The following is a 20,373-nucleotide window of genomic DNA, read 5'->3' as shown; positions in this document are numbered from 1 at the left end:
GGAATAAATGAAAGGATTTTTAAAACTCGCTAATGGTGATGTATTCACGGGACAGTGGTACGGAAAAGCAAGAGAGTGTACTGGAGAACTTATATACTTTACAGGAATGGCACGTTTTACAGAATTCATAACAGATCCTTCCAATCAAGGGAAGATTGTAATTTCAACGTTTCCCGGTATCTTGAACAGCCGGTTAGATCCTGCACTGTTTGAAAGCAATTCTGTCCAAATCAGCGGCCTGGTGTGCCAGCAGGACACAGAGATGCCATTGAACAGAAGCAGTCAAAACTTATTGGATGTATTCATCAGTCAGGACGTTCCTGTGCTTACATCGGCAGATACGAGAGCTTTGATGAAACGGATGAAGAGAGAAGGGGAAATGGCTGCCGGCTTAACACCCGGGCAGGCAGCGCACCACTCCATAGAAATACAAAAACAGAAAGTACCGTCTTACGAAATTGAATACGTGATTGAAAAAGGTAAAAAGCATATCGTCATCCTTAATTTTGGCTGTAAAAAATCGCTAATTGAAGCTGCAGCTGCCTCCGGGTGCAAAGTAACCGTTGTGCCCGGAAGCACGGATATTCAAAACGTCCTTTCTTTAAAGCCCGATGGGATTATTTTTTCCGGAGGCCCGGGGAACCCGATGGATTGGAAAAAATCATTCAAATATTATAGGCAGCTGGCTATGGCCTTTCCTGCCATCGGCTTGGGATTGGGTCACCAAATACTTGCTCTGTCGTTTGGTGCATCAGTCCATAAAATGGCTGCCGGACATCGAAACTTTAAGGAAGCTGTTCTGGAAACAGATTCGAATAAAGTGTTCATGACCAGCCAAAATCATGAATATGTCGTAGAGGAGAAAAGCTTAAAGGATACAGGCTTTAAAGTGTCATATAAAAATGTGCATGACCGGACAGTTGAAGGACTCGTACATGATGAATATCCATTGACTACTTACCAATTTCATTCTGAGCATGTATTCAATCCTTTAAACGAACGGATCTTTAACCAATTCTTCCAAACAGTATTTGAAAGCAAAGGAGCTCGTTTGTATGCCTAAGCGGAAAGACATCAAGAAAGTTCTTGTCATTGGCTCCGGGCCTATTGTCATCGGCCAGGCAGCTGAATTTGATTATGCAGGAACTCAAGGCTGCCTTGCTCTGCAGGAAGAAGGCTGCGAGGTCATACTGGTCAATAACAACCCGGCGACCATAATGACAGATGAACAATTTGCCGATACAGTTTATTTTGAACCATTAACTGTCCAAAGCATTACAGAAATTATTAAAAAGGAAAATCCTGATGGTATTTTAGGAACATTAGGAGGCCAAACAGGCTTAAATTTAACGGTTGATCTCTATAAAAAAGGCATATTGGATAAGTACAACATACAGGTGTTGGGGACCACTCCAGAATCTATCATCCAGGGGGAAGACCGGGAGGCCTTTCGATCGTTGATGCATGAATTGAAGGAGCCTGTTCCGGAAAGTGAAATTATCCACACAGTCGAAGAAGCAGTATCTTTTGCCGGCAGCCAGGGCTATCCCATTATTATACGTCCCGCCTATACGCTGGGCGGCGGGGGAGGAGGCATTGTACACAACGAAGAGGAGCTGCTGAGAGTTGTGAAAAAAGGCCTGGAATCCAGCCCTATTACCCAATGCCTGATAGAAAAAAGCATAGCGGGATTGAAAGAAATCGAGTTTGAAATGATCAGAGATGAAAATGATACATGTATTGCCATCTGCAGTATGGAAAACTTTGATCCTGTTGGAGTCCATACAGGTGATTCAATTGTGTTTGCCCCTCAACAGACACTGTCTGACCGCCAATTTAATGCTTTATATCAATCAGCTGTAAAAATTATCCGTGCATTGAAAATTGTTGGAGGATGTAATATTCAATTTGCACAAGATCCTGCCTCTGAGCAGTATTATTTAATTGAAGTAAATCCAAGGCTTAGCAGATCCTCAGCTTTGGCATCTAAAGCAACGGGCTATCCCATTGCAAGAATTGCTGCAAAGCTTGGCCTGGGGTATCATCTGCATGAAATTATAAATCCGGTAACAGGTACAACATATGCCAGTTCAGAACCTGTTGTTGACTATACCGTAGTCAAGATGCCGCGGTGGGCTTTTGATAAATTCCCGGATGCCCAAAGACAACTTGGAACAACCATGAAGGCAACAGGTGAAATCATGGCCATTGACCGCCTGCTCCCATCGGCCCTTCAAAAAGCTGTAAGATCCCTTGAATTAAAAACAAACGGTTTGGAATTAAAAGGTATTGCGGACCGGAGTCATGAGGAGTTATGGAGCTCTGTCATACATGCAGATGATGTGCGTTTCTTTTCAATTATTGAGCTTTTAAGAAGAGGAGAGCCTGTGGAGACGATTCATGATCAAACAAAAATCCATCCATATTTCCTTCATGTTCTATCTGACCTCGTCAAATTAGAGAACAAAGCTAAGAATGAAACAATGGAAACGATAAATCCCGGATTTCTAAAATTATTAAAAGAAAACGGATTTTCCGATACTTGGCTAGCTTCGATCTGGAATGTTTCTTTGAAACAACTGAAAGAAAAAAGAAAAGAATACGAAATCATGCCGGTATTCCAGATGGTTGACTCATGTGCCGGAGAGTTTACAGCTGCAGCTCCTTATTTCTATTCTACCTGGAAAGGGGAAGGCGACCATATACTTTCTGACACATCTAAGAAAAAGATTGCGATCATTGGTTCGGGACCCGTTCGAATTGGTCAGGGAATTGAATTTGATTATTGTACAGTGCAAGCCGCACTATCGCTTAAAAAGTCAGGCTATGAAACCATTCTGATAAATAACAACCCGGGAACAGTCAGTACCGACTTCCAAATTGCAGACCGCCTGTACTTTGAACCTCTCCATATAGAAGATGTAGTCAACATATTGGAATTCGAAAAACCGGATGGAGTAATTGTACAGCTGGGCGGGCAAACAGCCATCAATTTAGCTCAAGGCTTGGAAGAAAACGGGATTCCGCTTTTGTCCATTAACCAGGATCAAATTGATATTGTAGAAGATAGAGAGAGATTTTATACTCTTTTAAAGGAGCTGGATATTCCGCATATACCAGGGGGAACTGCCTATGACGAACAAGAAGTCATAACCAAAACGGCTCAAATCGGCTTCCCTGTATTACTTCGTCCATCCTACGTGATTGGAGGACAGGGAATGATTATTGTCCATAACCAGGAAGAGCTGGATACACACTTGCCCAATATTGAGTATCCGGTACTGATTGATGCCTATTATAAAGGGATGGAATTGGAAGTTGATGTGTTGGCAGATGGAAAAGAAATTCTTATTCCGGCTTATTTTGAGCATATTGAAAAAGCGGGAGTTCATTCCGGTGACAGTATGACCATTACACCGCCGATCCATGTGTCGGAAGGTGTAAAAAAAACCGTGTTTGACTATGCGGAAAGAGTAGCCGAAAAATTAAAATTTAAAGGTATTTTTAATATCCAATTTGTTGTTTATCGAGATGCTGTTTATATGTTAGAGGTCAATCCGAGAGCTTCCCGTACAGTACCTATTGTAAGTAAAATTACCGGGTTGAATATGATTCAGGAGTGTGTGAATATACTGACAGGCTCATCCTTAACGAATGTTCAGGCACCAATTTCACCTTCATTTTACACAGTCAAAAACCCTGTTTTTTCAACCGGAAAACTGGATGGTGTAGACCCGAAGCTGACTCCTGAAATGAAATCTACCGGCGAGTTGATTGGTATTGGCCATACATTAGACGAAGCCCTGGCCAAGTCAATGATTTGGAATGAACAATTAACTGCAAAAATGACATATGATCTTCCGGAAATCTACGTCGATGCATTGGAAAGGGATGAAAAAATTATTAAAAAGCTCCTTTTGAAGGCTGGTATAAAAATGATCACAGAAAGAAATGGAATACCTTTCAATGAATGGGTGAAAAACGGCAAAGGTTCTGTATTAGTAAGCTTGAAAGATACAGCTGACTCCGTTCAAAAACGGCAAACAGCCTCTGTTGCACAGTTACAGGTCATGACTGAGCTGGAGACGTTTGAATCCTATATAAGAGCTATAAAAGGGGAAATTAAAAAACCTAAATCAATCCAAGATTGGCTTAACAGTATACGAAAGGACGTGGTGACACCATGACGGCTGCATCAATTTCCTTAAAAGGGAAACATATGTTGACACTTGCAGATTATACAAAAGATGAGATTATGCATATTATTCAAACGGCAACAGAATTAAAACAGATGCAAAAAAAAGGTGAACCGCATCCTTATTTAAAAGGAAAAACACTTGCCATGATATTTGAAAAACTGTCCACCAGAACCAGGGTATCCTTTGAGACTGGCATGTACCAATTGGGCGGCCATGCATTATTTTTAGGAAAGAACGACCTTCAAATGGGACGAGGAGAAACGGTTGAAGACACAGCAAAAGTTCTTTCCCGCTTTGTGGACGGGATTATGATCAGAGCATACAGCCATGATTCAGTTGTTCAGCTTGCAAACCATTCAAGTGTTCCTGTGATTAATGGTTTGACTGATGAATATCATCCTTGCCAGGTTCTCGCAGATTTAATGACTTTGTATGAAGTAAAAGGAAATCTTGAAGGGAAAAAGCTGGCATATGTGGGCGACGGCAACAATATGACACATTCTTTAATGATCGGATGTGCAAAATTAGGCGTCAGCTGTTCTGTTGCAACGCCAAAAGGGTATGAGCCAAAACAGGAAATTGTTGAATTGGCAAAACGTTTTGCAAAGGAAACAGGAGCAGCAATCGTAATTACCAATGATCCAAAGACGGCGGTGAAAGAAGCCGATGCAGTTTATACTGATGTCTGGACAAGTATGGGCTGGGAAGAAGAGCAAGAAACAAGGTTAAAAGCATTTGCTGACTTTCAGGTCAATAGTGAATTAATGAAGGAAGCTCATGAGGATGCTGTTTTCCTTCATTGTCTGCCCGCACACCGTGGAGAAGAAGTCAGTGCGGATGTCATTGATGGACCGCAGTCACTTGTATTTGATGAAGCTGAGAACCGACTGCATGCCCAAAAGGCTTTGATGGTTGCCTTAATGGCAGATGAGTAACGGATCGGCATCACAACTTGTGGGCTGTTATCATATTATAGGAGAGCAGAACCGAAAGGGGAGATGCTCTCATGAAAAAACTCCAGTCCGATCCATGCTCGGTCGCTATTTTGCCTCCAGCCACTGCATACAAACCAGTAGATGGAAGAAAGTATACATTTATTATGTCAACTTCGGACCAACATGCACACTTAACGATCGGCTATAAATATACGGTGAGTCCCGAAGAGGCCTATACGAAGAAAATGTTGACTGCTGAATGGAGACCTAGGCTGGGTGAATATATTTTATCAGGTACAGTACACATACATGATAGCGATACAGAAGAAGTTCCGCAGAGCAACCTGGAAATCCAGACTGAACTGCCTCATATCATTTCGACATTGATAGAAGCTGACAAGAGTTTATATTTACATGTGCCTTGGCTCCTGGATGCACCGATATATATTGAAATAAATTTAAACAAAAGACATAAAACCATCCAATATTACGGGACACCGAGACAATATTTGAATCATCAATAATCAGGCACAGGTCGGCAAGCCTGTGCCTGATTTTTTGTTCATCTCACTATTACAAGTATACTTCTGTTTTGAGATATTATTACTCTAACTTCCTATAATTTATATTATGTAAACTAGAAAAACAATTTGTTTATAAGCACGAGTCCCTTCTAAAAGTTGTTCACACTTTTTGTGCTCCCCATCAGCCTCTTTAAAAGATTACTATCTAATCTTGGTTGAATCTGAAATTTATTTTGCCATTCATCCATAAATGCCGGCTTGGTCTCCAGCATCAGTGCCGATCTCAATAAGCTTAAAAGTACGCAATTGTGGTATAACAATCCATAAAGAAATAATGATAGTACTTTATTTATTTTCGATATAATCCATATATAGCCATTCCTGTTATGACGGGAGTCATGTATAACCATTCAAAATTCATTGTTCCCAAAGTGGTTGAATGAACTCATTATAGGACAAAAATAGAATACCGACTGAGTCTCACTTACAGTATCAAAAAAGTAACCCTCCTCTCCCTTTTCATTATTTATTCCAAGTCCCTGACTGTCCAGACAAATCTAACATGACGGCAAGATAGATCTAAACCATTGATTTACCCCATACCGCGTATGAACAATAGCCAAATGATTAAAGATTGTGTGATTGTTCACGATTTGTTCGCATTACGTTTATTAAATTATCATTTCTGTACAAGCTCTTTGATGGATTCAACAGTTATAATTGATATATAACAGTATTCGCAAAAAACCCTCTTTATTTAAAAAAACTTTAGAAAATTCAACAATAGGCATCAATAGATGGAGGAGGTAGAAAATGAACCTGCTATTTGAAGATCCGGTATTTGCCAGCAGAATGTTAACACTGCTGACCCTCTCAGTACATGCTATTTATGCGACGATTGGTGTAGGATTTCCGCTATTTATTATGATTGCACATTGGCTCGGAATAAAGAAGAATGACGATCACTATATCCTGATGGCCAGACGCTGGACTCGCGGATATCTCGTTACTGTAGCTGTCGGAGTCGTAACCGGAACGATCATTGGATTGCAGCTTTCCCTTCTTTGGCCAAACTTTATGGAGCTTGCCGGTAATATTATTGCTTTGCCTCTATTTATGGAAGTTTTTGCATTCTTCTTTGAAGCCATATTTTTAGGTATTTATTATTATACTTGGGACCGATTTGACGACCAGCGGAAACATTTCTTGCTCCTTATTCCTGTTGCGTTAGGTGCAGGAGCTTCCGCCTTATTTATTACAATCGTCAACTCATTTATGAATACACCTCAAGGTTTCAACTTGATAAATGGCCAATTGACAGATGCAAATCCGTTTCTGGCCATGTTCACATTAGCAATGCCGACAAAGGTTTCACATGTTCTAGCCACCGCGTACATGACTGTGGCGTTTATGCTGGCAGCCATTGGAGCCTATCGATTAATTAAAGGATCCAATCATGTGTATCATAAGAAAGCTTTGCATATGACCATGAAAGCCGGTCTGATATTTTCTGTTGCTGCTGCCTTAATTGGAGATTTCTCGGGTAAATATTTGGCTGTATATCAACCGGAAAAATTAGCTGCTGCAGAATGGCATTTTAAAACAGAAGAAGGAGCACCTCTGGTTTTGTATGGAGTGTTGGATGAAAACGAAAATGTCAAGTATGCAATTGAAATACCGTTTGCATTGAGTATACTGGCCCACGGAAATCCAACGTCCGAAGTCATTGGTTTGGACCAATTTCCAGAAGAAGAAATCCCGCCGCTTATGGTCCATTATTTCTTTGATATCATGGTGACCATTGGTGTGTTTATGCTGGTTTTATCCTTAACTTACTGGATCGGAACCAAGCGGGGATGGTCTTTTGTAAGTGCGAATTGGTTCCGCTGGATCATTGTTTTGGGAGGCCCCCTTTCCTTCCTGGCAATCGAAGCGGGATGGTGGATGACGGAAGTTGGACGGCAGCCATGGATTCTTCGCGGAATTATGACCGTGGACCAAGCTGCTACGACAAGTGATTATGTCGGGGTCATGTTTATCCTCTTTGCGCTGTTATATCTTATTTTAGTCATTGGAACTGCTGTTGTACTTCGCCGGATGTTTCATAAAAATCCAATAGAGTCAGAGATCGAACGCTATAAAGAAAAACAGGCTGGTGAAGTGAAATGAGTTTGGAAATTATAGGTATTTCGGTGCTGTGGACCTTTCTCTTTGGTTACGTATTGCTGGGGGCTATTGATTTTGGAGCCGGTTTTTTCAACGCTTACGGGATTATCACCGGAAAACAACATATTTTATCCAAAATCATTCAGCGTTATTTATCTCCGGTGTGGGAAGTGACCAACGTATTCTTCGTATTCTTTTTTGTCGGGATTGTAGGGTTTTTCCCGAAATCAGCATTTTATTTTGGAACCATCCTCCTTGTTCCCGGCAGTTTCGCGCTGATCCTAATGACCATTCGGGGGTCCTATTACGCGTTTGAAACGTATGGAGCAAGAGGACATAAAGGGTATGCCTTTATGTATGGCATTGCCGGTCTTCTTGTACCGGCTGCGTTATCCGTTGTTTTGGCCATTTCAGAAGGTGGGTTCGTATCCATCATTGATGGCAAGCCTGTTATGGATTATTGGGCCTTGTTTACAAGCCCGTTATCTTGGTCAATTGTCGTCTTGGCACTGGCTGCAGTTTTGTATATTTCGGCCGTTTTTCTTACATGGTATGCGGACAAAGCGGGTGATACGGCCGCAACAGATTTAATGCGTAAGTATGCCCTGGCCTGGAGCCTTCCATTAATTATTGCTGCCGGCGGAATTATATATGAACTCAGCTTTCACAATCCAGAGCATTTTGAGCGTATCCTTGATCTATGGTGGATGTTCGCCATATCCGCTGTCTTATGGATCGCAACCGTATGGTTGCTATGGAATCAGAACAAGTACGGCACTGCCGTATGGCTATTGATTGGGCAATTCGCATTTGCTTTTTATGCATATGGAATATCGCATTATCCATACTTGCTCTATCCGCATTTAACGATTTACGAAGGCTTTACAAATGAGGCAATGGCTATTTCTCTGATCGTTGTATTCATTCTTGGACTGCTTTTATTAGTACCTTCCATTTATCTGTTATTAAAGTTGTTCCTTTTTGACAGAGATTATGTCGCAGGAAATAAGAAGGAGTGAGTCACATGTTGAATGACTTTTTTATTTTTGCTGCACCCTTTCTCGTGATGATTGCTGCAATTGCTGCCACATTTTGGGCGGCCAAAAAGGATGACCCTTTTACAGATGAGGATAAAAGTTAGGTGAACGGATGAAAGCAGACCCGGCTGGATCGACGTTGGAGAATGAATTTGCTCTCTTACAACAAACCGGCAAGCGACGAGTTTGCTTGCCGGTTCTTTATTGAAATACACTTTGCTCAATCTTCTTCATATTATAAAAATATCCCTTTTGATTCATTAACTCATCAAATGTGCCTGATTCAATAACTTCCCCTTGATCCATCACAATAATTTGATTCATATTCTCCAGGCCTGACAAGCGATGACTGACCAGGACGACTGTATCATCCTTTGCTTCGGTAAATAATAGATCATACATGGTTGCTTCTGTTAATGCATCCAGTGAGGAGGTTGGCTCATCCAACAGCCATAGGGGTGCATTTTTAAGTAGTACCCTTGCGATAGCAAGACGCTGCTTTTCCCCGCCTGACAAATTATCACCTTTTTCAAAAACTGGATCATCCAATGAAAAGTGCTCAAGCTGAACTTTTTTCAGAACGATTTCTAAGTCATCATCCTTCGCATCATTCTTTGCAATGTGTAAGTTGCTGCGAATCGTGCCATGAAAAAAGTGGCTGGCTTGGAGTATCACATTGGTTTGTTCCCAAATACTTTCTTCGGTAAAAGAACGGATCGGCATATAATTCAGCAGCACTTCCCCTTCTTCCAATGAATACAGGTTTAATATCAGCTGAAGCAATGTAGACTTACCTGAACCACTAGGACCAACAATTGCAGTTTTGGAACCAGGTTCAAGCTTAAATGAAACATTTTTCAAGGCCGGACGTTCCTCTCCCGGAAAATAAAATGTTGCTTTTTTCACTTCTACTACTGGAGCTTTATCGGTTTGCAACTCCTTCTTTTTCAAAGGTTCGTGGAAAGGCTGGTTTTCCACAACTGAAACAAGTCGTGCAGATGCTTGATGGCTTTCTTGAAAATAACTCGGAAAGACTGCCATAGGTGCTGTACTTTCAAAAACGGTCAGCGATATCATGACAAGCATAGCCAAAAATATACCGTCCAGCTTTCCAATAGTTATTAAATATGCTCCTGACCCTAATACAAACACGGTGACCAGCAGGGAGACAAATGTATTTGACGCTTCACTGAATAAACGATGCACATTCTCCCGTTCCTGCTCTTTTACATATACATCCGAAGCTTTAAGCAGCTTTTCCTCTTGCTTCTTGACTTGCTGGTACATTTTCAAGTCCCGAAAACCGTATAAAAATTCTGTTACCTCCGTTGATAACTCTCCGCGGACCTCCCTCACCTGCCGGTCTACTTTACTTAGCCTATATGCAAAGTATGATGGTACAATCAAGGTCGTCACCAGAAGACCAATGAGAACTATCAAAGCAATTTCCAACGAATAGAATGCAGTAAAAAAAATTGTGCCAGTAAATACCAGCAGTAAGACTACCGGAGGATAAAAAACACGCAAAAAAAAGTTTTGTAATGTTTCAACATCCCCAACAATCCTTGCCAGCAAATCTCCGCTCCTATATTTCCCAAAAATTGACGGGGCCAATGGTTCTAATTTCTCATAAAACATCATTCTTAAATGACTTAGCATCGTGAATGTCCCGCGATGGGAAAAATATCTTTCCCCGTACCGGCTTAATGCAGAAATGAACCCCAGCAATTTAACCGTAGCCACTAAAACCATCAACGTATACAAGGGAGGTGTAAGTGCTGACTTTGAAATCAGATACCCGCTGGCAGAAAACAATACCACTGCAGTCATCCCTGCAATAAAACCAAATAGAATCGAAAGGACGATGTCTCTCTTTTCAACAAATAATGCTTTAAGGATCATCCCCCATTCCTTCATGATCCCACCCCTCCTCGCTGAACAGAAACCATGTTCCGATAAGCTTCTACGGATTGAAGCAATTCTTGATGAGTACCCGATGCCAGGAGTTGCCCATTGTCAAGAAACAGGATCTTGTCCGCATTTTTTATCGTGTGCAGCCGATGGGCAACCGTTATAATGGTAGAGTTTTCTGCCAATTCCCTGATCGAGGATTGCAGAATGCGTTCGGTTTGCAAATCTAATCCTGTCGTCGGTTCATCAAAAAGAATAACAGACGGGCGTTTTAAAAATGCTCTTGCAATCGCCACCCGTTGTTTCTCTCCTCCAGATAGTCCTCGCCCACCTTCGCCAATCAGTGTATCATACCCCTTTTCAAGCGAGTTTACTAACTCGGATATCCCTGCTCTTTTGCCGGCTGATTCAATTTCTCTTCTTGTTGCATCTCTTCGCCCGCCAATGGCAATGTTTTCGGCAATGGTCCCTGAAAATATATAGGGATGCTGTGATATATAGCTCAACTGATCAAACCAATCTTTCTCCCTGAAATTTGAGCGTGGTTGTCCATTAATTTTTATTTCACCATCTGAAAGCGGGACAAGTCCGGCTATCAGATGTAAAAGCGTAGATTTTCCTGAACCTGTTTTCCCGACAATAGCAACTTGCTCCTTGGGATGGATGGTTGCAGTGATATTCTTCATGGTAAAAGCTTCTCTACCGTAACTAAAGCTGGCGGAAACAAGTTGTAACTCTGGCGGTCCGCCTTTTTTCAAAGGTTCTTCACCGTAAGTAACTGGTGGAGCGGTCTCTGACATTTCCCGTTCAAGCTTTTTTGCTGCTCCCATACTTTCACGGCCGGTATGAAACGCGCTTCCAAGATCTTTTAGTTTAGTAAAAAGTTCCGGAGCCAATATCAGCATCAGAAATCCAGTAAAAAACGAAAGATCCTGAAAAATAATCATTCGAATGGCAACTTCCAGGGCAATTAAGCCGATGCTGAGCATTGAAATAAATTCCAATGCCAATGAATTCATGAAGGCGGTTTTTAGTACAGCCATTGTAGCATCGCGAAATTCAAGACTGCTATTTTGAATTTTTTCCTTCTGATCCCTTGAACGGCCGAACAGTCTGAGCGTTGTTAATCCTTGGAGTGTATCAAGAAACTTCCCCGAAAACGCCGCCATCTTATCCAGCTGTTCCTCTGATTTTTCTTTTGTCTGGAAGCCAATAATCACCATAAAGATAGGAATAAATGGTGCGGACAGTAAAATAATGACGCCGGTTGCTGCATGTTCCACAAAAATAACGGCCAAAAGCATCAATGGAATCATGCTGGATTGTATAACCTGCGGAAGATAATTGCTGAAAAAACTATCAATTTCATCTACTGTATCCATCAGGACACTTACTTTTTCACCGGATTGTCCTTGAAGCGATGCCTGCAACGGATGTTCCGCGAATTTGTGTAAGAGGGCTTTCCGAAGTTCTCCTTTTACTTTTGATGCCATCTTGATGCCGCTTCTTCCACTCAAAAATTGAAACAGTGTCCGTGCAAAAAGAGCCGCGATCAGCCAAAATAAATAAGGAGCAACTTGTGAGAAGGTATATCCCTGCAAAAATACACGATCCACAATCACGACAAATAAATAGCTTTGTCCGATAATCGCAACCCCCGTCAAAAATGCCGAAAGTGCAATAAAAGCAAGTCTTCCCTTCTGCTCTTTTGCCATGTCCATCAGACCTGTCATTCAACAATGACCTCCAAGTGAAAAATTATTCAAGTGAATTCTTTCACATAATTATATAAAAGATGTACCGGTATAGTAAAACCTAAGTTATCCAGTTAACATAAATGTCATTTTCTATTGACAGCAAGTTGATTTTCTCCATGCAGACGCATGTAGAGTCATTAACTCTGATTATGATAATTGAATATCCAATATTTACTTCATTACTCCAGGACCCGCAACATCCCTATATCTTCCATCCTCCCTTGTTTTCATTTTTCTCCTATTCATTATAAAATAGAACTAATGGATCATTATTTAAATGTAATAAGGAGTGAATCCCATTTGAATTTTATTAGAGTAATTCTTCTCTGTCTCGCCGTTGGAGGGTTCATTCTATATCAACAAGGAAACGAACAGGTTGTAGCAGCTGTTCAGAACGGTATAAAACAATTTCGGCATTACGCAGAATCTATAGCAAATCATCCTAAGGTCTCAGATTGGATCGGTGATGTAGAGACTGGACTCCAGTCTTTAGAAAACAAGATGAAAGGTGTGGAGCCTCCCAAGGAAGTAGAAAGTCCTGTTCTTTCCATACCTGAAGAACAAGCTTTTTCAATTCACAATATTGAGATAGGCGATACAAAGGAAAATGTAGAAAACCATGCCGGTCCTGCAGTTCAGTCCACTTACAACGAATATGGAGTAAAATGGTTTACTTACCATGAAAACTATCAAAATTTCTTTATGGCTGCTTACAATAAAGAAGGGAAAGTTTCAGGTCTATATACAAATCAGGATGTAATTTCTTCCAAGCTTGATATCCATCTTAGTGATTCGAAAGAATCGGTTGTTCAAAAACTTGGAGAACCCTTGACAGGTATACGTAAAGGTTTTGTTTTATACCAAGTACAGAATCCTGGAGAATATCATACGTATGAATTGGATAACAGCTATATTACCGTATTTTACGATAAGCATGAGGGGGATACCGTTACAGCCCTGCAAATCATCAGCAAAAGCCTGGAAGACCAAAAGACGGATTACTTCGGAATCAGCAGTAATGAATTAAAGGAAGGATTCGAATATCAATTATTCGATCTGGTGAATGCTTCACGGGTTCATCATGGGCTGCATCCGCTGTCATGGGATGACCGTGTAAAAGTGACAGCTCGGGAACATAGTGCCGATATGGCGGAAAATCAATACTTCAGTCATGATAATTTAAAAGGCCAATCCCCATTTGATCGCTTAGAAGAAGACCAAATTTGGTATAGAGCTGCAGGCGAAAACATTGCCATGGGCCAGGTCAGCAGCATTTTTGCACATGAGGGCCTAATGAACTCTATAGGACACAGAAAAAATATATTGAGCCCGGACTTTCATTCTCTCGGAACAGGTGTTGCGTTTGACTCTCAATCCAGGCCGTATTATACAGAAAAATTCATAGGAAAATAAAACGTGCCCGATGATATCCGGTCTTGCCAAAGCCGGTCATCGGGCACTTCATGTAAACAGGAAATTCTATTTAAATATGGTGTTTATGATTTCGTCCTGTGACATCTCGCTATCGACTTCATAAGATCCTGGGCGAAGCCGGTTTTCTACTTTCCTCTTCTCCACTTCTTTTGTGAATTTGAACGCATCCTCGATAATCTTACCCTTTACAAGCATGTTCCCGACATCAATGCTTGTCATTCCATCTGTTACATTAATGACAACCCGATACACTGTTTTTCCTGCCTCTTTGGGCTGTTCCTTTTGCTTGGATGCTTTGACATTTTCGATAAATTGGTCAAATTCCTCTGTAGTTTGCACAATGTAGCCGGATGATTCCAGCTCGGTTTTCATCTCTTCAATCGTTATAGAGGATTTTTTTGAGCTTTCTTGAGTGGAAGCCTCGCTTTTTGTGGAGAAGTAAGCGGCACTGCTAATGGATGCAGCCAGCAGAATACCAGCCGCAAAGCTTGCCATTGGATTTAATCTCATGGTGCCACTTTTCTCCTTTCTTGGTTTGTTTCAGTATAAGTAGAGATGATTCTTCTAATCTGTTCTTCAGATGCCTGTTTTTGTTCAGCAATGTTGACTATGGAGTATTTTCGGTGATACAGGTCCAATACCTCGCGGATAAATGTGATTTCTTCTCCAGATAATTGGATACCGGATGCCTTTTTAAAAATGTCCATGTCTAATTCGATTCTGCGAAGTTCTTCTCTAACATCTTTCATCTCATTCATTGTAGTGATATGCATCATGTCCATCTCAGTTTGGGTTTTCTTTTGGTTTCTGCGCTCCCTTAATCCCGAAATGACCAATAATACTATTGAGGCTGCGAAAAGTCCTCCTAATGTCCACTCCATCAAAATAGGATCTCCTCTCCTATGGTTTATTCCAATATCTTATTATACAACCACAACTTGGATTTTTCGACCGGTTTTTCAAGATTAAAAGGAAAATTAGACAAAAGTTGCAAAAGATAAAGCCACCGGCCTTTGCCAGTGGCTTTTTTTGTTCCATACAACATGAAGCCCCTGCACATACGGGAGCATCCTGCTATCTATTCATTGTCATCTCCGCGATAACGTTTGTATGGCAATGGATTCCATACACGTTCTTTCAAGTCCTCCGGATGAAGTGCCGGAGGTATGTCTTGAAGAATATTTCTCGCTACATCAAGTTCACGCTGAGACTCCTGCCGGTCCTGATATAAAAATTCGTCCGATGCAGACTCCGGAGCCTGCTTAACTTTTTCTTCCAAATCTTCAACAACCATTTGCTGTTGACGACGCATGGCATCTCTTGCTTCTGAAATCCACTGTCTCTGCATATCACGGTCTGTATCACCTACATACGTGTATTCCTCGTAGATGTCATTATAAATGCGGTCAGCATTTAAGCGGGCATCCATGGCAGCAGATTCCAGGTCGCGGACAGTCAGTTCCTCTGGAGTCAGTTTCTCACGCCGGTAAGTACCGCCCAAACGCGTGGCTTCCAAGTAAAATGGAAACATGCTTTTGACCGTTTTACCCACAGGAGATATCGATTCTTGATTTTCATCAATTCCTTTTGGCTGGATTCCCTGCATAGCGATACGGCTGGATTCCGGACGGACAATTTCTTTAGGAGGCATAATACCGTGCCTGAGCATCTCCCTGATCCCTGTACCGGAAATTCTTAATCTGAATCGATCATCGTGGAAACATGTTTTTTCAGTTGCGTGATTCGAGCAACGGGTGCAGTAAAATACTTCATGGTACAGCCTTACGTCAATGCCAAGCTCCTCTGGTGTGAATTCGTCAAAAATGGAGTGACTCGCATACTTATCATAAAAATCACCGACACCGGCATGGTCACGTCCGATTAATGCATGTGTACAACCAAAGTTTTTCATGATCAGTGCATGTAAAACGGTTTCACGAGGGCCGGCAAAAATATACGTCACACGCAAAGGTGCCAAGGTTGTCAAATCTTTCGGATAGTACGTTTCTAAAACACTGCGATAGGCAAGCATCCGAAATTCATTTCTTGTATATTCTCTTTTGGCCATTTCTACCAGAGGCTGAATCAATAATCCATCAATGGTTTCCAAGGCATTTTTATGGATATATTCATGCCCTCTGTGAAGCGGGTTGGCCCCGGTAATGAATCCTCCGACGGACCGGAATTTTTTCTCTTCATAAAAAATTCTCCATGTATCCTTCGGTTCCAGCCTGATTTTTTCAAAAGGTCCCCAGTCCACGCGTCTTAGCAGGCTGATCGGACCGCCCAGTGCAACATCTCCCATTCTACGGAAGATGGAGTCTACCCCGGGATGGCTGCGATCTGTGGTGCCAAACAATTGAGATGCGCGTTCCTCTTTGTTATAAGCAAAAAGGTCCTCTATTTTCAAGATGGCCACAGGTTCTTTCGTTTCATCAGCCAAAGCAACCTCATCACCGACATTCAAGGAAGCCACTACTTCCTTATTCCTGTTTCCGATCGGGGCAAAGCTTAAAGGTACCGGCCAAATTACCCCGTTTTTCAAGCGGCCGTTATACAGGACAGACTTATAGTCTTCTTCATTCATAAATCCCTCATTGGGCGATAACACGCCTGTGGCAATCATTTCTAATGTGATAACCGCTTCCAAATCAACCATAATCATAGGGAGCTGTTTCGCTCTTTCCATTGCTTCTTCCCGTTCTTTTCCCCTCAACACCCGATCCACCAGTTTGCCTCCATGAGGCTGTTGAGGATACCCGTCAAATTGGTTTGTCGCTTGAACTGCAGTCTTTTGTTCCATTCTGTCTATTCCCCCCAGATTGATATTCTATGCTCATTCATGTTGTTCCTTACCATTCTTCCAATCTATTCACCTTATATATTTAAGGCAGCACTGTGGACGAAGAGGTTGCAAACGCTTTTACAGAAAACAAAAACAAAGACCAAGGCGGTCTTAATTAATTTTCTACTCTTTCAAATATCAAATATTAAATTTATTATATATATACTCTTATTAAAATTACAAGTGAAAAATTTTTCATATCGGCATTGGATAAGCACAAATTACTCTAATAAATCCGGAATTCTCTCTACGTCCACATTTCCTCCGGAGATGAACGCCACAATTCTCTTGCCTTCAGGTTTTCTCTTTAAGGCACCAGCTACAGAAACCGCTCCCGAAGGTTCAATCAGCTGTTTCATTCTGGTTAAAACGATTCTGATAGCACTCTTGATATCTTCTTCTTCAACCAATACAATATCATCTACATATTTTTGAACAACCGAAAAAGTCAATTCGCCCGGAATAGAGGTTCGCAGTCCATCAGCAATGGTTTGACTTCCGCCTATATTGACCCTTTTTCCTTGCTGAAAGGATAAATATGTATCATTGGCCATTGCAGGCTCTACGCCAATGATCCGGATCCCGGGCTGAGATTCTTTAATGGCTGTGGCCACTCCAGATATTAATCCGCCTCCTCCAACGGGTATGTATACTTCATCGATTTCATCAAGCTGTTTGATGATTTCCAAGCCGGCTGTACCTTGCCCTGCCATAATGAAAGGATCATCGTAAGGAGGGATAAATAGGGATTGTCCGCCGCCGCTGATTTGTTTGGCCCTTTCAATCCGTTCTTCAGAGGTGGTTCCGCAATTTTCAATTCTCCCTTTATAGGCACGGATTGCATCTCTTTTGCAGGCTGCAGCATCTTCAGGCACAACAATGGTGGCAGGGATCCCAAGGCGCCCTGCTATGTAGGCCACAGCCTGTCCATGGTTTCCTGACGATGCCGCAACGACATGTTTTATATTGTCCTGCGCTTCAACAATGACTTTGTTCGAAGCTCCGCGTATTTTAAATGCTCCGGTCTTTTGAAGGTGCTCACACTTAAAAAAAATGTAATTGCCCGTTTCTGCCGAAATGGTGTCAGAACTTAGTATCGGGGTTGTTTTTACAATATGCCTGATTCTTTCTTGAGCCTCGTAAATCTGACGTAATTGAATCATTCACGCACCTCCGATTATTTTAAGTTTTTTACAAACAGATTGCCTAATACCTGTTTTTCTTTTTTCCTCCTCCATTTCCTCCAACATCATCAAAGGTTCCATGAATTGATCAAAGTAACTGGTTATCATTGTCAAATTGAAGACTTTCAGTTTTCCCCCGCCTGGGGACATCGATGATGAACTTCCCTATTTCCTGCTTCCATTCATCTTTTCTATTTCCTCAGATACGATAAAAGCCAAATCTTCATTTCCAAATAATGACAGCACATGAAGCAAAGTATCATTGGCTATGTCCCCGGATTCCTCTTTGGGTACGGTCAATTCCATGGCTTCTTTCAGACTTTGATTTCCCTTTTGATGCGGATAAGCTTTACTATAAAGATCTAATGGATGTAAATCATGATTGATGCACCATTGTGCAAAGATCAGAATCATCATTTTTTCATCTTTACGGTAGCTGTCTATGATTTTCTTTTCTACATTCATCGTACTCAATTGTTCCATCCTCTATCCCTTCATATTTAAAAAGAGGAGCCCATTTTTGCTCCCCTCTTACACCATATTAAATGATTGTTCATTTCCGTTCAACACTAATTTATAATTAACGGAAGCTTGTAAGGAGTATGATACTGAACAATATTTGTCTCCAGCCAATCGTATGGCCCGCCCAATTTTCTTGGGATGAATGTCGCCATCTATGAGAAATGTTACCTCCATATGATAAACCCTTTTGGATATTCTTCCCTTCTTACCTATTACTGCCGAAAGTCGTACCAGTCCAATAACATGTTTTAAAGTTATTTGATATGCCAATATTGAAAATTTTCGTGATAAGGTTCATATTATTTATACGGGACAGGTGCACTCCATATAACTTTCTCAAAGAGGAGGAAACGAATGAGCACAGATTATTTTACAAAAGAAATCCTTGAAATGATGATTGATATGGCATATGAATGGATCGTCGTAGTCAATGCGGAAGCTGAGATCATTTATATGAATAAAAACTATTGTGAGTTTCTTGGTGTCAGCCAAGAGGAAGTGGTTGGAAAGGATGTACGCGATGTTATTGAAAATTCACGCATGCATATCGTAATCCAAACCGGCAAAGAAGAAATTGCCGATCCACATTTTATTAAGGGGAATTATATGATAGCCAACCGAATCCCTGTAATAGAAAACGGGAAAGTACTTGCAGCGGTCGGTATGGTTGTTTTTAGGGATACAAACGAATGGGATAGAATGAATTCACATATAAGAAGCGTTCTTCCCAAACTGAAAGGTTTTGCGGGAAAATGGGGTGAAGAAAGTGGTGTCAAAATTCACACTGCATGAAATAAAAAGCAATTCAAATCAAATGAATGCCTTAAAAGAAATGGCCAAGCGAATTGCTCCAAGTGATATATCCGTCCTTATCCGAGGAGAAAGCGGAACCGGGAAAGAGTTGTTTGCCCACAGCATCCACCAGCTAAGTGACCGAAGCCATCATCCTTTTATCAAAGTCAATTGTGGTGCGATACCGGAGCATTTATTTGAATCGGAACTATTTGGATATCAGGAAGGCGCATTTACCGGAGCCATGAAAGGCGGGAAAAAAGGAAAATTCCAATTGGCAGATACCGGAACTATTTTCTTGGATGAAATCGGCGATATGCCTTTGCCCCTGCAGGTGAAACTTTTACGTGTGCTTCAGGAAAAAGAAATTGAACCGGTAGGTTCGCTCTCCCCTATACCGATAGATGTTCGGGTCATTGCCGCAACTAACCGTCCTTTGGAAAAGCTGGTCAAAGAAAAGAAATTCAGGGAAGATTTATTTTATCGAATCAATGTCATCCCTTTTCACATCCCGCCTTTAAGAGAGCGGGTGGAGGATATACAATTTCTTGCAAAAGAGATAACCTCGAAGGTTTCTCAAATCAGCGGCAAAAGAATTGAAGGGATTGACGACGAAGTACTGCATTTATTCAGAGAGTACAGTTGGCCGGGAAATGTTCGAGAGTTGGAAAATATTATTAAAGCAGCGGCATACCTTACAACAGACAATATGATTTCCCTCCAGTCTCTTCCCCACTTTTTTAAAGAAGACCCAAAGCTTCAAATCGGAAAAAAGCCATTAAAAAGTATTTTGGAAGAAACTGAAAAAGCAGTGCTCTACAAAGCACTGCTCAAATATAAAGGAGATAAACTTAAAGCAGCGAAAGCACTGGGGATAAGCAAATCGACTATGTACGAAAGAATTCAAAAGTATCATTTGGATCAAGAAATCCTGAAAAATCATCCAATCTTTTTTTCCGAAACTTAGGAATCTGTTCCAGGTTTTCGGAATTTTTTTGTTGGCTTCTTCGTCCAGGATGTTTAAATTCCGCAGGAAAAACAAACTCTCTAAAGGCGTTCAGCTTTTC

General features: G+C 41.3%; 15 protein-coding genes and 1 pseudogene. 9 read left to right on the top strand and 7 right to left on the bottom strand.

Annotated features, from left to right (window positions below; translation table 11 throughout):
- Nucleotides 1–7 precede the first annotated feature (7 nt).
- The 7 genes from ACFSCZ_RS07660 to cydS all read left to right on the top strand — a co-directional run bounded on the left by ACFSCZ_RS07660 (nt 8) and on the right by cydS (nt 8,965).
- Complete coding sequence (locus ACFSCZ_RS07660; protein WP_380773259.1) at nt 8–1,063, top strand: carbamoyl phosphate synthase small subunit; 1,056 nt, start codon at nt 8–10, stop codon at nt 1,061–1,063.
- A complete protein-coding gene (locus ACFSCZ_RS07655; RefSeq protein WP_380773258.1) occupies nt 1,056–4,187 on the top strand; it encodes a carbamoyl phosphate synthase large subunit in 3,132 nt (1,043 codons plus the stop codon). Before ACFSCZ_RS07660 ends, ACFSCZ_RS07655 begins: the two co-directional genes overlap by 8 nt.
- On the top strand, nt 4,184–5,134 hold the full coding sequence (gene argF, locus ACFSCZ_RS07650; protein ID WP_380773257.1) for an ornithine carbamoyltransferase: 951 nt from the start codon (nt 4,184–4,186) through the stop codon (nt 5,132–5,134). The genes ACFSCZ_RS07655 and argF overlap by 4 nt, the downstream gene beginning before the upstream one ends.
- A 71-nt stretch (nt 5,135–5,205) precedes the next feature.
- Nucleotides 5,206–5,658, top strand: coding sequence for a staygreen family protein (locus ACFSCZ_RS07645; protein ID WP_380773256.1), 453 nt, complete (start codon nt 5,206–5,208; stop codon nt 5,656–5,658).
- An 813-nt stretch (nt 5,659–6,471) separates the two neighbouring features.
- Nucleotides 6,472–7,827 carry a cytochrome ubiquinol oxidase subunit I gene (locus ACFSCZ_RS07640; RefSeq protein WP_380773255.1) on the top strand — a complete coding sequence of 452 codons (1,356 nt, stop codon included), beginning with the start codon at nt 6,472–6,474 and terminating at the stop codon, nt 7,825–7,827.
- Nucleotides 7,824–8,843, top strand: a complete 1,020-nt coding sequence (locus ACFSCZ_RS07635; protein WP_380773254.1) for a cytochrome d ubiquinol oxidase subunit II — start codon at nt 7,824–7,826, stop codon at nt 8,841–8,843. Before ACFSCZ_RS07640 ends, ACFSCZ_RS07635 begins: the two co-directional genes overlap by 4 nt.
- Nucleotides 8,844–8,848: 5 nt before the next feature.
- A complete protein-coding gene (gene cydS / locus ACFSCZ_RS07630) occupies nt 8,849–8,965 on the top strand; it encodes a cytochrome bd oxidase small subunit CydS family protein (protein WP_380773253.1) in 117 nt (38 codons plus the stop codon).
- A gap of 97 nt (nt 8,966–9,062) precedes the next feature.
- On the opposite strand, the gene cydC is transcribed toward cydS, so the two are convergent.
- Together cydC and cydD are read right to left on the bottom strand one after the other, a co-directional pair.
- A complete protein-coding gene (gene cydC, locus ACFSCZ_RS07625) occupies nt 9,063–10,778 on the bottom strand; it encodes a thiol reductant ABC exporter subunit CydC (protein WP_380773251.1) in 1,716 nt (571 codons plus the stop codon).
- Entirely contained in the window at nt 10,775–12,505 is a 1,731-nt protein-coding gene (gene cydD, locus ACFSCZ_RS07620; protein ID WP_380773250.1) for a thiol reductant ABC exporter subunit CydD, read from the bottom strand. Before cydD ends, cydC begins: the two co-directional genes overlap by 4 nt.
- Before the next feature lie 324 nt (nt 12,506–12,829).
- On the opposite strand from cydD, the gene ACFSCZ_RS07615 reads away from it, so the two are divergent.
- Entirely contained in the window at nt 12,830–13,942 is a 1,113-nt protein-coding gene (locus ACFSCZ_RS07615) for a CAP domain-containing protein (RefSeq protein ID WP_380773249.1), read from the top strand.
- Nucleotides 13,943–14,008: 66 nt separating this feature from the next.
- Here ACFSCZ_RS07615 and ACFSCZ_RS07610 read toward each other — a convergent pair whose 3' ends face one another.
- The 5 genes from ACFSCZ_RS07610 to ACFSCZ_RS07590 all read right to left on the bottom strand — a co-directional run bounded on the left by ACFSCZ_RS07610 (nt 14,009) and on the right by ACFSCZ_RS07590 (nt 18,475).
- Entirely contained in the window at nt 14,009–14,473 is a 465-nt protein-coding gene (locus ACFSCZ_RS07610) for an aminodeoxychorismate lyase (protein WP_380773248.1), read from the bottom strand.
- Nucleotides 14,470–14,844, bottom strand: a complete 375-nt coding sequence (locus ACFSCZ_RS07605; protein WP_380773335.1) for a hypothetical protein — start codon at nt 14,842–14,844, stop codon at nt 14,470–14,472. The genes ACFSCZ_RS07610 and ACFSCZ_RS07605 overlap by 4 nt, the downstream gene beginning before the upstream one ends.
- Nucleotides 14,845–15,041: 197 nt before the next feature.
- Complete coding sequence (locus tag ACFSCZ_RS07600; RefSeq protein WP_380773247.1) at nt 15,042–16,766, bottom strand: sulfate adenylyltransferase; 1,725 nt, start codon at nt 16,764–16,766, stop codon at nt 15,042–15,044.
- Between the two features lie 263 nt (nt 16,767–17,029).
- Nucleotides 17,030–17,971 (bottom strand): threonine ammonia-lyase, encoded by a 942-nt coding sequence (locus tag ACFSCZ_RS07595; protein ID WP_380773246.1) that lies wholly within the window; start codon nt 17,969–17,971, stop codon nt 17,030–17,032.
- Between the two features lie 186 nt (nt 17,972–18,157).
- On the bottom strand, nt 18,158–18,475 hold the full coding sequence (locus tag ACFSCZ_RS07590; protein ID WP_380773245.1) for a hypothetical protein: 318 nt from the start codon (nt 18,473–18,475) through the stop codon (nt 18,158–18,160).
- 393 nt (nt 18,476–18,868) lie between these two features.
- Here ACFSCZ_RS07590 and ACFSCZ_RS07585 point away from each other — a divergent pair.
- Nucleotides 18,869–20,273, top strand: a pseudogene (locus ACFSCZ_RS07585) (sigma-54 interaction domain-containing protein).
- Nucleotides 20,274–20,373: the final 100 nt, after the last annotated feature.

Source organism: Siminovitchia sediminis, from assembly GCF_042680885.1.
GTDB classification, from domain to species: domain Bacteria; phylum Bacillota; class Bacilli; order Bacillales; family Bacillaceae_C; genus Siminovitchia; species Siminovitchia sediminis.
The sequence above is the reverse complement of the archived record's forward strand: the minus strand, read 5'-3'. Positions and strand labels throughout refer to the sequence as shown.

Bases quoted from the DNA above. Each gene is read 5' to 3' on its own strand.
- ACFSCZ_RS07660 (WP_380773259.1), top strand. From the start codon at position 8: ATGAAAGGATTTTTAAAACTCGCTAATGGTGATGTATTCACGGGACAG.
- ACFSCZ_RS07655 (WP_380773258.1), top strand. From the start codon at position 1,056: ATGCCTAAGCGGAAAGACATCAAGAAAGTTCTTGTCATTGGCTCCGGG.
- argF (WP_380773257.1), top strand. From the start codon at position 4,184: ATGACGGCTGCATCAATTTCCTTAAAAGGGAAACATATGTTGACACTT.
- ACFSCZ_RS07645 (WP_380773256.1), top strand. From the start codon at position 5,206: ATGAAAAAACTCCAGTCCGATCCATGCTCGGTCGCTATTTTGCCTCCA.
- ACFSCZ_RS07640 (WP_380773255.1), top strand. From the start codon at position 6,472: ATGAACCTGCTATTTGAAGATCCGGTATTTGCCAGCAGAATGTTAACA.
- ACFSCZ_RS07635 (WP_380773254.1), top strand. From the start codon at position 7,824: ATGAGTTTGGAAATTATAGGTATTTCGGTGCTGTGGACCTTTCTCTTT.
- cydS (WP_380773253.1), top strand. From the start codon at position 8,849: ATGTTGAATGACTTTTTTATTTTTGCTGCACCCTTTCTCGTGATGATT.
- cydC (WP_380773251.1), bottom strand. From the start codon at position 10,778: ATGAAGGAATGGGGGATGATCCTTAAAGCATTATTTGTTGAAAAGAGA.
- cydD (WP_380773250.1), bottom strand. From the start codon at position 12,505: ATGACAGGTCTGATGGACATGGCAAAAGAGCAGAAGGGAAGACTTGCT.
- ACFSCZ_RS07610 (WP_380773248.1), bottom strand. From the start codon at position 14,473: ATGAGATTAAATCCAATGGCAAGCTTTGCGGCTGGTATTCTGCTGGCT.
- ACFSCZ_RS07605 (WP_380773335.1), bottom strand. From the start codon at position 14,844: ATGGAGTGGACATTAGGAGGACTTTTCGCAGCCTCAATAGTATTATTG.
- ACFSCZ_RS07600 (WP_380773247.1), bottom strand. From the start codon at position 16,766: ATGGAACAAAAGACTGCAGTTCAAGCGACAAACCAATTTGACGGGTAT.
- ACFSCZ_RS07595 (WP_380773246.1), bottom strand. From the start codon at position 17,971: ATGATTCAATTACGTCAGATTTACGAGGCTCAAGAAAGAATCAGGCAT.
- ACFSCZ_RS07590 (WP_380773245.1), bottom strand. From the start codon at position 18,475: ATGGAACAATTGAGTACGATGAATGTAGAAAAGAAAATCATAGACAGC.